This is a genomic window from Winogradskyella sp. 266wxhm (genome assembly GCF_058964685.1).
This window is the reverse complement of record NZ_CM179559.1, coordinates 1,782,835-1,796,349: the sequence shown is the minus strand read 5'-3', so window position 1 is coordinate 1,796,349 and position 13,515 is coordinate 1,782,835. Positions and strand designations below refer to the sequence as shown.

General features: G+C 29.0%; 13 protein-coding genes. All 13 read right to left on the bottom strand.

The features are described 5' to 3' along the window. The 13 genes from AC2H4K_RS07825 to AC2H4K_RS07765 all read right to left on the bottom strand — a co-directional run bounded on the left by AC2H4K_RS07825 (position 1) and on the right by AC2H4K_RS07765 (position 13,513). Complete coding sequence (locus AC2H4K_RS07825; protein WP_281140707.1) at positions 1–555, bottom strand: putative colanic acid biosynthesis acetyltransferase; 555 nt, start codon at positions 553–555, stop codon at positions 1–3. 130 nt (positions 556–685) lie between these two features. Next, complete coding sequence (locus tag AC2H4K_RS07820) at positions 686–1,768, bottom strand: glycosyltransferase family 4 protein (protein ID WP_281140708.1); 1,083 nt, start codon at positions 1,766–1,768, stop codon at positions 686–688. After that, positions 1,765–3,030, bottom strand: a complete 1,266-nt coding sequence (locus AC2H4K_RS07815) for an O-antigen ligase family protein (RefSeq protein ID WP_281140709.1) — start codon at positions 3,028–3,030, stop codon at positions 1,765–1,767. The genes AC2H4K_RS07820 and AC2H4K_RS07815 overlap by 4 nt, the downstream gene beginning before the upstream one ends. Before the next feature lie 2 nt (positions 3,031–3,032). After that, on the bottom strand, positions 3,033–4,304 hold the full coding sequence (gene wzy, locus AC2H4K_RS07810; protein ID WP_493743025.1) for an O-antigen polysaccharide polymerase Wzy: 1,272 nt from the start codon (positions 4,302–4,304) through the stop codon (positions 3,033–3,035). 319 nt (positions 4,305–4,623) lie between these two features. After that, positions 4,624–5,952: an MATE family efflux transporter gene (locus AC2H4K_RS07805; protein WP_281140711.1), complete on the bottom strand. Its 1,329-nt coding sequence runs from the start codon at positions 5,950–5,952 to the stop codon at positions 4,624–4,626. Between the two features lie 11 nt (positions 5,953–5,963). Beyond that, positions 5,964–6,785, bottom strand: coding sequence for a sulfotransferase domain-containing protein (locus AC2H4K_RS07800; RefSeq protein ID WP_281140712.1), 822 nt, complete (start codon positions 6,783–6,785; stop codon positions 5,964–5,966). Between the two features lie 184 nt (positions 6,786–6,969). Continuing rightward, entirely contained in the window at positions 6,970–8,013 is a 1,044-nt protein-coding gene (locus tag AC2H4K_RS07795; RefSeq protein ID WP_281140713.1) for a GDP-L-fucose synthase family protein, read from the bottom strand. Further along, positions 8,013–9,128: a GDP-mannose 4,6-dehydratase gene (gmd, locus tag AC2H4K_RS07790; protein WP_281140714.1), complete on the bottom strand. Its 1,116-nt coding sequence runs from the start codon at positions 9,126–9,128 to the stop codon at positions 8,013–8,015. The genes AC2H4K_RS07795 and gmd overlap by 1 nt, the downstream gene beginning before the upstream one ends. Continuing rightward, entirely contained in the window at positions 9,121–9,999 is an 879-nt protein-coding gene (rfbD, locus tag AC2H4K_RS07785; protein ID WP_281140715.1) for a dTDP-4-dehydrorhamnose reductase, read from the bottom strand. The genes gmd and rfbD overlap by 8 nt, the downstream gene beginning before the upstream one ends. Continuing rightward, complete coding sequence (gene rfbC, locus AC2H4K_RS07780; protein WP_281140716.1) at positions 9,993–10,541, bottom strand: dTDP-4-dehydrorhamnose 3,5-epimerase; 549 nt, start codon at positions 10,539–10,541, stop codon at positions 9,993–9,995. Before rfbC ends, rfbD begins: the two co-directional genes overlap by 7 nt. Further along, complete coding sequence (rfbA, locus tag AC2H4K_RS07775) at positions 10,531–11,406, bottom strand: glucose-1-phosphate thymidylyltransferase RfbA (RefSeq protein WP_281140717.1); 876 nt, start codon at positions 11,404–11,406, stop codon at positions 10,531–10,533. The genes rfbC and rfbA overlap by 11 nt, the downstream gene beginning before the upstream one ends. A 3-nt stretch (positions 11,407–11,409) precedes the next feature. Next, entirely contained in the window at positions 11,410–12,468 is a 1,059-nt protein-coding gene (gene rfbB / locus AC2H4K_RS07770; protein WP_281140718.1) for a dTDP-glucose 4,6-dehydratase, read from the bottom strand. Beyond that, positions 12,452–13,513 carry a YveK family protein gene (locus tag AC2H4K_RS07765; protein WP_281140719.1) on the bottom strand — a complete coding sequence of 354 codons (1,062 nt, stop codon included), beginning with the start codon at positions 13,511–13,513 and terminating at the stop codon, positions 12,452–12,454. Before AC2H4K_RS07765 ends, rfbB begins: the two co-directional genes overlap by 17 nt. Positions 13,514–13,515: the final 2 nt, after the last annotated feature.

The following is a 13,515-nucleotide window of genomic DNA, read 5'->3' as shown; positions in this document are numbered from 1 at the left end:
TTATACCCTGTCTTTTATAATTTTAGCAGGAGAACCAAAACAAATTTTATTGGGTGGTAAATTATTAAACACACTACTTCTTGCACCGACAACAGTATAATCTCCTATACTTACCGAAGGAGCTACATATACATCTGTAGCTAACCAACATTTACTGCCTATCGTTATTTGTTGGGAAAAAATATCAAAATTATCTGAATTGTACTTGTGAGAGCCAGTGCATATATAACTTCTTTGAGAAATCACAGTATTACTCCCTATTTCTATTTTTCCAAGAGAATATAATACTACCTCATCACCTATCCAACTATAGTCTCCAATAGAAACTTTCCATGGATATGTGATTTGTGCCGTTGGTCTTATAATCACCTTTTTTCCAATATCAGCGCCAAAAATTCTTAACAGAAAACGCCTCCAAACATAAAAAAATTGAGGTGAATTTCTAAAGAAAATAATATAGGTTAATCGCCATAACTGCACTATAATTTTAGACTTTCCCCTAAAACCTCTTGGGTTTTTAAAATTTAGAAGATTTTGATGTGTATAATTATTCATTTAAAACCTTTATTAAAAAAAAGATATAATCATGAGTTTATATAAAATATTTTCAATACGAATTTTCGAATATAAAACATTCATCTATATTGTTTTCTTTAAAACAAAACTACTCGTTTTGAATAAAAGATTAATTTTTACGACATTTTTCGAAAATTTTAATCATGCTTGATATAAATATCTCTTCTTTAAAATTTTTATTTGCATAGTCTTTATTTAAAATACCTTTAGTTTCTATAATTTGTTTATGATTTATTATTTCATTTATCTTAATCCTTAAATCTTCCACATCATTTTTCTTAACAAAAATTGCATTTTTATCTGTACAAATATCAGGAATGCCACCATGTTTTGTTGTTAAAATCAAACTCCCAAATGCCATTGCCTCAATTATAGAAATTGGTTGACCTTCCCCACGATCATAAAAAGTGGGTAGACAAAACACATTTCCCCATTCAAGCAGTTTTATTTTCTCCTTTCCTTCTACTACACCAAGATATTCTACATTAGTTAAATTTTGCATCAACAACTTAACTTTCTCATTTTCTGGTGGAATATTTCCTGCAACTCTAACCTTAATTTTAGATGAATCAATACTCTCTAATGCCTTTAACAATAGATTTATACCTTTTCCCTCTATAAGGTTACTTAAAAATATAAGTCTTACTTCACTATAATTTTTATTTATTTGAAGATTAGGATAAAGCCTATCCTGAAAAAAATTTTTACAGATAAAAATTTTTTCTCTACTAAGAAAAAAAGAAAGGTGACTTGTCAAAGACTCTGAGAGAACAATACCATAATCAAATAAGTTTAAGGTAAAAAGCATAAACTTCTTTTTTATTACACTTTGATTTTCAAATTCATTTTTTAAATATCCTCCATGTAAATGGACTATAGTTGGTATTCTAAAAATCTTTGTTATCAACAAAAAAGGTAAGTATTTACAAACACCAAAAAAAGTTTGACCAATTGTAATATTTACTATTCTGTAAAAAGGTATTTTGTAAATCTGAAAGTAAGAAATTAGAACTTTAAATTTGTCTAATGAAATACTACCAGTGTTTCCTTTAATTTTAGTTTGATTTTCTGTATTAATAAAACCAACATTTATTCCTCTGATTTGTAATCCTTTCCTTAAAACTAAGTTAGCTAAACTAACACCAGAAATTGGTGGAGGAAAAGTTCCTATTAATAATATATTTTTTTTCACTTAATTGTACTAGTTACTGTAGACCTCTCTGTTTTTTCAGTGCCTTTATTTAATTCTAAACTATGAGTATAACGCGTATATAGAGCAAAATAACCAATAAAAAAGCTAAAATAAATAACACCGTCCTCTCTTTCTAAAATATTTTCAAAAGACATAGTAAGTCCGTAAAAAATAAGCAAGAGTATAAGAACTTGATTATCATAGCGAATAGCTAAAGTCAAGTTATAGCACAAAAAACATAAAAACGTTAACAAACCGATAAGTCCCATAGACAACGTAAAACTAATATACTGATTGTGTGAGTTATATTTGCCTTCATATAGGATTGGAGAATCTTTTTTTAAGCTTTCCAAAAGTTCATCTTTATGGTCTCCTACACCAAAGCCTATCAAAGGTGATTCTATAATTTTTTTAATTGAAGATTTATATATATTATATCTAATATTGGTTGATGTTATTCCACCTGTTTCTACATTATCCACTTTCGTAAGTTCAGAAAATTTCTCTCTGTATTCTGGAATACTAGAAATAACTACTAAATTAATAACCATTATTGCTAAACCAACATAAAGTAATCTCTTATTTCTCTGAAATAAGAGAAATAATAAAAAAGTAATACCCAAAACAATAACAGGTCCTTTTTTTATCAAAATAAATAAAAAGCCTATTAGCAAAAAATCTAAAAAAATTAATACAGCTTTTTTATAGTTAGATTTAACCTCTATTATTATAAAGAAAGAAAACAGCAATGCTATACAAATATGCATAGATAGATATATCGGATGAATATTAAATGCCCCTTGAGCAATCCTATTTAAAGTAGGATAATGAATAAAAATCATACTCTTGTGATGTCCTAGATGATATATAAAGGAAATAGCATTAAATAGTAATACTGAACCAAAGAAAACTATCATATATCTATTTCTATTGTGTTGAAGTTTCTTAATCATTGTTTGGGGATACAAAGAAAAAATCATCGGAAAAATTATCAAAGAAGCCATTGTCTCTAACTTTTTGAAAGCATAGTGTAGATTTTCTGAATACAACAAACTTAAAATCATTAAAAGATAAATAGATGAGTTGATAAAAAAACTCTTAAAATCAAATGTAAAATCGTTTTTTCTATTAATAAATAGAATTACCAAACCAAAAAAAGCAATATTGTAAGGTTTAAGGTTTGAGGGAAATAATGGCAAAGCAAACATTTGCAAAAGACTCAAATCAAGTAGTTTAAATTTCAATTTGTCTGAAATATGCATAGTTATTTTTTTAACATCAATTTGACCGCTTTATTCACAAATTTTGGTATCAGTAACACTCCTAAGATAGTCCCGATAAAATATGCATAACCATTTGTAAAATCACCTCTAAGTAAAAAAAGCATATGAATTGAAAAGTAAAAGGCAATATTCTTTTTTAGCTGATCTCGACTATTAAGCCATATTAAAAATCTTACTACGATAAAAGACAGCACTAGAGATAATAGTATAACCCCAAATATCCCAAAATTCACATAACCCTCCGATACAAGTGGATTGGATAAATTGTTAAAGTTAAACCCATATTCATCTATAATAAAATCACCTATAAGTTCTCCTGTCGATATTGGTTTAGATTCCCAGATAGATCTAGGAACAAAAAACAATAAACCACTTAATAATTGATAACCATAGGAAAACCCATTCATAGAGACATATTCAATTGTTGCAGATATATTTGAATATGCATCATAATTTAGGGTGTTAAAAGTTTCTGCAAATTTAGTATTAGTAAACTCCTCAAGTATTAATTTGGGATTATTAACTATTGCTTCAAATGAATAATCTATGTGAGTGAAAATTTGAAATAACGGAAAAAGTAATATCATAGCAAAAAATAAAAATGACATAATTTTAACATTAGTGTTTAGTATTTTAGGAAAAAAAATAAAAATTAAACCAATATAAATTGGTCCTAATGCATTACGCTTTTCAGTAAGAGGGTTCTTAAACCAAAACAAGATTATAATTGAAAATATTAAAATAAAAAAAATAATAATTGCATTATTATTTTTTTTATTTTGACTTTTATAGAACTGACTACATAAAATTATAGTTGCAAAAGGAATCATAAACAAGACCTTTTTTTGTACCAAAAGTTCAAATACCGAGTAAGTAGATTTTTTCCAACTAGGTCTAGCAAACTCATCCATTATAAAATCTAAGCTAAAAAACAAAACCGTAAGACTAATTATTAAAAGAATCAAAAGTGTTAGGGGTAAGGTTTTGTCTTTTTTTGATACAACAACTCTAGTTATTTTACTTTTGAACTTCTTTTTAAAATAAACATAAGAAAAGAAAAAAATGATATTAAAAAAAACAATTATTGCATTTGTTTTAAGAGTCAATCCGATATTATAAACGAACATCGTTGCAAACCTATTATTTGTATCGGTAAAGCTGCCTATTTGAATTATTGGTGCAAGTAAAAAAAACAAATAATTAAAAACAATATAAGCAGAAATAAAAGGTGAATACTCCTTTTCTATAAACAAGTGATAGTATGCTATTAGGCTAATTACCAAAAAACTAATAAAAAATGAAGCCCAAACAAATATATCACAACTAAATGATGCAAACAGAATAGTACTAAGCAATATGTAAATCAGTAAAAATACTTTCCTTAAATTCATTTAATTTTAAAAAATTACTTTATTTCCTAACTAGTACAGTTAACTCTAATACAGTATTATATATATTTCTTTTGTATATAAAATATTAATTTTAATCATGGTTTCTCAGATAGAGAATTTTAATTTTTTGAAAGAAGATAAGTTGAAAATCTTCTTAATATAGAAACAAAAGTATATTTAATTATTTAATAAACCCTCCTAAAAGATTGAAAACGGAAAGGTTTACTCTATCTGTTTTAATAACATATATTACTCCTATAATATTCCAAAATATAAATGAAAATGCGGTACTTATAGCAGCTCCTAACATTTCATACTTAGGAATCAAAATAAAATTTGTAATAATGTTAATGACTAATGCAAAGACTAATGTCTTTTGAAGAAAAAATTGTTTTGAAGTCATATTGAGATATAATCCAACTGGACCACACAAAACGTTTACTATTTGACCTATCAAAATAATGTTTAGTGCGTTTTGAGCTAAAATATAGTTTGCTCCAAATAATCTGAATACTTGGCCTGAAAAAAAAATTATAAGTATTATTAGAGGTAGTGATAAAGTAGCATTTAATAACGTCGCCTTTTTAATAATTAATCTCAAGTTTTTTTTATCCTTTTTAAAATATAATTCTGAAATTTTAGGTGCAATTGTAGCATTAATTGAAGTAAGAATGATACCAACTATTGCTGAAATTTTAACAGCAATACCATAATATGCAATTATTTCGAACCCATAGTAATATTCAAGAGTATAAACATCTATGCTTTGCATTATTAATAATGAAATTAAACTAAATGACATCGGAAAGGATACCTTGATAATCTCTATGAAAGACGTTTTCTCTTTAACATATACCTGTTTGATTTTCATTAATTTAAAAACAATTAAAATAGTTGAAAAAATAGCCAAGATTAGAATTGATATAACAAATATATCTAGGACAATACTTATTTTATCAAAGAGAATTAAAACACATAGAAAAATAAAAAAGAGTCCAAACCTACCTATGTTTCTAAACAATTCTGAAATATATAACATATCAAATGCCCTTAAAACTTCAAAATTTAACATTGCTATAGAGAAGGGCAGTAATGTTATAAGAGCTTTATCTAAAACAGACATTAGTTGAATATCCTGAAAATATTCAATATCAAAACCGTTAGACAAAATTATATATGTCACTATTACTAGTAAGTAGGAGCTAACTAATAGGATAAGTTTTCTTTTGTATAATGAAACAATCTTCCCAAAATTTCCATAAGCTTCAAACTTTCCGACAAACTGAAGAAAAGAAGTATTCATACCCAAGAGGGTTAATGAACTAAGTAATAGTATCGTAGAATTAAAAAAATTATATTGTCCTACTAACTCTTCAGAAGCATAATTTGTAAGTAACAGCAAAATTAATATTTGTAGACCAGATCCTAATACTCTTAAAAAAAGGACACTTAAACTTCTTTTAGTTATTGGGTCTTTTAGAGCTTTAAAAAAAAGAGGGGATAATCTCATACAAACTATATTTACCAGTTTAAATCCTTTTCGTAACCTAATTCTATAAGAATTTCCCCGTGATGCTTTTTAAATATACTTTTTGCATCTTCATTAAAATAATTCTTCCAATCCCCTACTATACCCTTTCTTAAAAAACTAGTAGTGTTTTCGTTACCACGTTTACGCTTTGTCTGGTTTTCAAAAGAGTACTTCTTAATAATTTTTTCCAAATCTGATTTTTCATTAATTTGCACCCCTAAAAATTCTCTATTTAATTTTTCTATTTCCTTATATGTGTCTTCTAATAAATCCTCGTACCTGACTAAATAAATATTTTTTCTTGTTCTATAAAAATTAAGCCATGCCTTGTTGTAATCACCCCAATTGCCTGGATGGTTAAAAAAAGTCATTTTAGAAGGAGTATTTTTAAATAAGAAATCTATATATACTGGTAAATTAGTTTTAATATCATCAAAATCATCAAAATTTAGTTTACCTCTATAATAATCAACTAATTTTTTATCTTTTCTGTTCTTATCGTTCCATATTAAATGATGAAAATATGACGATACCATTATGTCTCTTCCATCTCTCAATAGCCAAATAATATTCTTATTCTCTTTGATTAAAAATTTTGGTAAATAATGAGAATGGTATACTGATTTTACTAATTTAGGATAAGTATTTCTGGGAAATGGTATATCTAAGCTACCTGCAATTAACTGAGCTAACCATGTACCACCAGACTTTGGATACTCAACAATTATAGGCGATTTATTAACAAAAGTTAAAGAATTAACAAACAATAATCTTGTTGCATATTCAAATTTCTTTAGTTTGTATTTTATCATGAAAAAAAAATTTAGAATATAAGCTATATATGATATAGTTTTTTTGAGTTCATTTAGGAATCACTATTGTTCAATATATCATATATATTCTATATAACTCTATACCTAGCTAAGCGATCAATTAAAAATTTTGGTCTATTATTTAATAAAATTTTATAACTTAATTTAAAGAGAAGTCTTTTTTTTATTCAATATACCAGCTAAAAATCTTCTTGATTCCTTCATCCAATTCAATTTTATGCTTCCAACCTAAATCATTTAGTTTAGAGACATCTGTGAGTTTTTTCATGGTGCCATCTGGCTTGTTGGTATTGTACACTAAATTACCTTTAAAACCTATAGTAGTCTTTATCGTTTCGGCGAGCTCAGCAATAGAAATATCTTTTCCTGTGCCTATGTTGATATGTGTATTTCGAATTTCTTTTTCATTAGCTTTAAACGTATCTTTAAAGTCTCTATTTTCCATTATAAACACACAAGCATCTGCCATGTCCTCTGACCATAAAAACTCTCTTCTAGGCTTTCCTGAGCCCCAAATTTCAACACTCTTAGCAGAGACACCAAAGTTTGAAAGATATTCTTTAGCCTCTTCTATGGTTTCTACACCTAAATCTGCAACAACCTCATTATACTTTTCTTCAGAAAGTAGTTTTGCCAAATAAATCTTTCTGATTAAAGCTGGCAATACATGTGATTTTTCTAAATCGAAATTATCGTTAGGGCCATAAAGATTGGTTGGCATTACAGAAATAAAGTTAGTACCATACTGAAGGTTGTAACTTTCACACATCTTTATACCTGCAATTTTTGCGATAGCATAAGGTTCATTAGTATACTCTAATGTGTCTGTTAACAAATAATCTTCCCTCATTGGTTGTGGACAATTTTTAGGATATATACATGTACTTCCTAAAAATAAGAGCTTCTTAACTCCGTTTAAATAACTTTGATGAATCACATTATTCTGAATCATCATATTATCGTAGATAAACTCTCCTCTATAAACATTGTTTGCTACTATTCCGCCAACTTTTGCTGCTGCTAAAAACACGTAATCTGGCTTCTCCTTTTCAAAAAAAGCCTTTGTTTCGTTTTGATCTGTTAAATCAAGTTCTTTATGTGTTCGAGTTATAATATTGCTGTAACCTTTAGATTTCAGGTTATTGAGTATAGCACTCCCAACCAAACCTCTGTGTCCAGCTACATAAATTTTAGAATCTTTATTCATTATTCAAAATAATTTTTGATTCTATAACCACCATCTTTTAAGTACTGTTGCTTTTGCATTAATTTGATATCACTAGACATCATATCTTCTACTAGAGCTGGTAAATCGTATTCTGGAACCCAACCTAATTTTTCTTTGGCCTTTGTAGCATCACCAATAAGTAAATCGACTTCGGTTGGTCTAAAATACTTTTCGTCAACAGCTATAACTTCCTTACCAACTTCTAATTGATAGTTTTCGTTGTTACATGCTTTTACATAGCCTTTTTCAGCTGATCCTTTTCCTTTGAACTCTAATTCAATACCAACATGTGAGAAACACATTTTTACAAAATCCCTAACCGTAGTTGTTTTTCCTGTTGCAATTACCCAATCTTCTGGTTCATCTGCTTGAAGAATCATCCACATCATTCTAATGTAGTCCTTTGCATGGCCCCAATCTCTTTGGGCGTCTAAATTTCCAAGATATATTTTATCTTGAAGCCCTAAAGCTATTTTTGATGTTGCTCTTGTAATTTTTCTAGTTACAAACGTTTCACCTCGTATTGGAGACTCATGATTGAAAAGTATACCATTACACGCATACATACCGTAAGCCTCTCTGTAATTTACAGTAATCCAATAGGCATACATTTTTGCTACTGCATAAGGACTTCTTGGGTAAAATGGTGTTTTTTCGGTCTGAGGAACTTCTTGTACTTTTCCATATAACTCTGAAGTTGAGGCTTGGTATATTTTAGTGGTTTTTTCTAATCCTAAAATTCTAACAGCCTCCAATATTCTTAATGTTCCAATACCATCTGCATTTGCAGTGTATTCTGGTGTCTCAAAAGATACATGCACATGGGACATAGCTGCCAAATTATAGATTTCATCTGGCTTTACATCCTGAATAATCCTGATAAGATTAGTGCTATCAGTTAAATCCCCATAATGCAAAAAGAAATTAGCATTTTCTTCATGAGGGTCTTGATACAAGTGATCGATTCTATCTGTATTAAAAAGTGAAGAACGACGTTTTATACCATGAACTGTGTATCCCTTTTTTAGTAGAAATTCACTTAAATAAGCGCCATCTTGCCCTGTAACGCCTGTTATTAATGCTACTTTACTCATTATGCTTTTTTTGTATGTTTTTTAAATTGATTAATGCTTTTTTTAAACTTGCTTTCCAATGTGGAATTTCAATTTTTAAAGCTTCCTTTATTTTACTTTTATCCAAGACACTAAAATGAGGTCTTTGTGCTGCTGTTGGAAAATCTTTAGATTTTATAGGAATTACTTTTGTTTTCTTTTTCTCTTCTTCAAAGATAGTAAAAGCAAAATCATACCAACTAGCAACCCCTTCGTTACTAAAATGATATGTGCCGTATCTGTTTGATTTAGATTCTATGATTTCAAAGATTACCTCAGCTAAGTCCGTAGCGTAAGTCGGTGTTCCTATTTGATCTTCAACAACGCTCAACTCATATCTTGTTTCAGAAAGTCTGAGCATAGTTTTCATAAAATTAGTTTGGAACTCTGAGTACAACCACGAGGTTCTAATAATGAAGTACTGATTACATATACTTTTAATCGCTTCTTCTCCATTAAGTTTTGAGGTGCCATAAACACCTATGGGATATGTAGTATCGGTTTCTTTGTATGCCATTGAACTTTGCCCATCAAAAACAAAATCTGTTGAAATATGAATAAGCGTCACAGAAGACTTAGCGCAAATATTAGCTAAGTTTTCTACAGCTTTTTCATTAATAGCAAAAGCTTTCTCTTGTTCTGATTCGGCTTTATCTACCGCTGTATATGCCGCACAGTTTACACAGTAATCTAAATTATTTTCAGAAAAATATTGTTGTATTTTCTTGTAGTCTGTAATGTCTAAATCTGATGAACTTTTAAAGATTAGATTAATATTTTTATAACGATTTGAAATACTATCTAAGCAATTCGCTAGTTGACCATTTCCGCCTGTAACTAGAACATTTACCATAGTTCTACATTTTTGAAACTAGGAAGAACGACGTCCTTTTCAGAAATAATTAATTCTTCTTCTGGCAATTTCCAATCAATATCTAAATCAGGATCATTATATAAAATACCATCTTCAGACTCTTTATTATAAAAGTTATCACATTTATATGAAAATATAGCAGTGTCGGACAGAACTACAAAACCGTGAGCAAAACCTCTGGGTACAAATAACTGCTTTTTATTTTCTTCTGTTAATTCAACTGAAACGTGCTTTCCGAATGTTTTAGAATCTTTTCTTAAGTCTACGGCAACGTCCAAAACCTTTCCTTTTATAACCCTAACTAACTTTGCTTGAGCATACTCCCCTTTTTGAAAATGTAAGCCCCTCAAAACTCCCTTAGTAGAAAAGGACTCGTTATCTTGAACAAAATTCACGGATGTTCCTACTGCTGATGTAAACTTTTCTTGATTGAAACTCTCAAAGAAATAGCCTCTTTTATCTTCAAAAACGGTAGGTTCTATAATAACACAACCCTCAAGCATGGTTTCTTTAATTGTCATTATTCTTATTTAAAAGTCCTAAAAGATTTTTTCCATAGCCACTTTTCATCAATGGATTGGCTAGTTCAATAAATTGGTTTTCATCGATGTAGCCCATTTCAAATGCAGCTGCTTCAATAGAACCTATTTTTAGTCCTTGTCTATTTTCTATGACTTCAACAAATTGTGATGCTTGCATTAAAGAATCAAAAGTACCTGTATCTAACCAAGCGGTTCCTCTATCTAGGATACTTACATTAAGTTTTCCTTGACTAAGATATTCTTTATTAACATCTGTGATTTCTAGCTCACCTCTATGACTAGGTTTTATACTTTTTGCAATACTGACAACATTATTATCATAAAAGTAAATACCTGGAACTGCATAGTTTGATTTTGGCTTAATTGGTTTTTCTTCAATAGAAATTGCGTGACCATTTTCATCAAATTCAACAACACCATAACGTTCCGGATCGTGAACACGATAAGCGTAGATTATACCTCCTTCTGGATCATTGTTGCTTTGTAGTAATGATGCTAAGCCAGAGCCATAAAAAATATTATCTCCTAAAATTAATGCCACCTTATCATTTCCAATAAAATCTTCACCAATAATAAAAGCTTCAGCTAAACCGTTTGGTTCATCCTGTACTGCATAAGAGAAGCTACAACCATACTTTTCTCCATCCCCTAATAAATCTTTAAAAAGTGGTAAATCTTTTGGGGTTGATATAATTAAAATCTCTTTAATACCAGCATACATCAACGTTGATAAAGGATAATAAATCATTGGCTTGTCGTAAATAGGCATTAACTGCTTACTTACAGACAATGTCAATGGATGTAATCGTGTTCCTGAACCACCTGCTAATATTATTCCTTTCATAGACTATGAATACTGTTTTTCGTAATAAGTTTGATATGCTCCAGAAGTTACATTATTAAGCCATTCTGAATTATCAAAATACCAATCTATGGTTTCTTTTAGGCCTTCTTCAAAAGTTACAGATGGCATCCATCCTAATTCGTCTTTTATTTTGTTAGCGTCTATAGCATATCTTAAATCGTGCCCAGGGCGATCTTTTACAAATGTGATTAATTCTTGTGAACTTCCTTGTGGTCTTTCTAATTTAAGATCCATTTGATCACATAATAGCTTTACTAAATCAATATTTCTCCATTCGTTGAAACCACCAATGTTATAGGTTTCACCTATTTTACCTTCATGAAAAACCATGTCAATAGCTCTGGCATGATCCTTTACATATAACCAATCTCTTGTGTAATTACCATCTCCATAAACCGGTAAAGGTTTCTTATTAATGATATTATTTATAAATAAAGGAATCAATTTCTCTGGGAATTGATTTTGCCCATAATTATTAGAACAGTTTGTTATCACATAAGGCAAACTATATGTTTCGCCATAAGCTCTAACGAAATGGTCAGAACTAGCTTTTGATGCTGAATAAGGTGAATTTGGATCGTAAGATGTGCTTTCTGTAAACAATCCCGTTTCTCCTAAGGTACCATAAACCTCATCTGTACTAATATGATAAAATAGTTTATCCTTATAATTACCACTCCACAAACCTTTAAAAGCATTTAACAATACCATTGTGCCTATAACATTGGTTCTTACAAAAGCCAAGGGGTCTTTTATAGAACGGTCTACATGAGATTCAGCCGCTAGGTGGATAACATCTGTGAAATTATATTTATTAAAAATCTCTGTTATATAAGTTTCATCTGTTATATCTCCCTTTAAGAAAGTATAATTTTCTTTAGACTCAATATCTACAAGGTTTTCTAAGTTACCGGCATAGGTTAAAGCATCTAAATTGAAAATATGATAGTTAGGGTACTTATTTACAAAAAGTCTTACTACATGAGATCCAATAAAGCCAGCACCACCAGTTATAAGTATTTTTTTAGGTATTATACTCATAATTTTTTATAAACTTGAAAATATTCATCAAAGCATAGGCAATCACCATAATTGAAAAAATAATTAGCGGCAACAAGAATGTAAGTTTACTTAAAACTCTTGAATCCTTTTTACCTATTTCATCAAAAGACGCTATTATATCATAATAATCTTGCTCTTCGATTTTTATTTCTTCTAAATTTTTTAATGCTTGCCTTATTTTTACTTCTTCTTGAAATAATTCAAACTCTTTGGTTTCCACCTTCTCTTGACTTAATGGCAATAAGCTTCCTGTTGAAAGTTGAAGTTTCCCATTATTCGCTTCACTAGTTTTAATCTCAATATACATATTTTGAAGCTTGTCAATATTTTGTAATTGTGCTAAATAATTCGCTTTCTCAACTCCATATATTGAATCAAACTTTTGCTTTAGTTTTTTTGAATATTTATTTTCAAATGTTTTAATAAATCCTTTTTCTAATTGAGGAAAAATATTGGCACTTTTAGATTTTGCTGTAATAGAAAAAATAGAGCTAGAGAGCATATCCCTATTTTCAACAAATTTTTCAAAAGAAAAGTCCTTTACAAGGCTTGTATCAATATCTTGTAAGTATTCATCGTATTCAATTAACAAATCGTTCTGAGTTTCAGGACCAGCTTCAATTTCAAATTCTAAAATATTTGAAGCATTTAAAGTGTCTATTTCAAAAACTTTAGATATTTCTTTTAAATTTTTAGAATTTATTAAAGCATTGAAGTAGTCAACATTGTTTACTAACTGATATTTTGAATCAAAATAAGGCTTAACAATCATACTAGATGTGTAAACAGGCTCCTTAAACTTATCAACTATATAACCAATAATTGCCGCAGCCATCAATACAACCGCAATTAATTTAAAATGTTCAACTAGAGGTTTTAAAATTAAAATTATAGCTGTAAAAATTCCTTTGAAAATCTTACCAATAAAGTTGAATAGTTTTTCAAATAATCTCCCTATAGCATTGAACAACTGACCTAAGTCAATTTCTTCGTTATCATTTTGCTGAGGTGTTTTGTCACTCATGT

Coding starts and splice junctions, on each gene's coding strand:
- rfbB (WP_281140718.1), bottom strand. CDS start 12,468: ATGAGTATAATACCTAAAAAAATACTTATAACTGGTGGTGCTGGCTTT.
- rfbA (WP_281140717.1), bottom strand. CDS start 11,406: ATGAAAGGAATAATATTAGCAGGTGGTTCAGGAACACGATTACATCCA.
- AC2H4K_RS07805 (WP_281140711.1), bottom strand. CDS start 5,952: ATGAGATTATCCCCTCTTTTTTTTAAAGCTCTAAAAGACCCAATAACT.
- gmd (WP_281140714.1), bottom strand. CDS start 9,128: ATGAGTAAAGTAGCATTAATAACAGGCGTTACAGGGCAAGATGGCGCT.
- AC2H4K_RS07795 (WP_281140713.1), bottom strand. CDS start 8,013: ATGAATAAAGATTCTAAAATTTATGTAGCTGGACACAGAGGTTTGGTT.
- AC2H4K_RS07765 (WP_281140719.1), bottom strand. CDS start 13,513: ATGAGTGACAAAACACCTCAGCAAAATGATAACGAAGAAATTGACTTA.
- rfbC (WP_281140716.1), bottom strand. CDS start 10,541: ATGACAATTAAAGAAACCATGCTTGAGGGTTGTGTTATTATAGAACCT.
- AC2H4K_RS07825 (WP_281140707.1), bottom strand. CDS start 555: ATGAATAATTATACACATCAAAATCTTCTAAATTTTAAAAACCCAAGA.
- AC2H4K_RS07800 (WP_281140712.1), bottom strand. CDS start 6,785: ATGATAAAATACAAACTAAAGAAATTTGAATATGCAACAAGATTATTG.
- rfbD (WP_281140715.1), bottom strand. CDS start 9,999: ATGGTAAATGTTCTAGTTACAGGCGGAAATGGTCAACTAGCGAATTGC.
- AC2H4K_RS07815 (WP_281140709.1), bottom strand. CDS start 3,030: ATGCATATTTCAGACAAATTGAAATTTAAACTACTTGATTTGAGTCTT.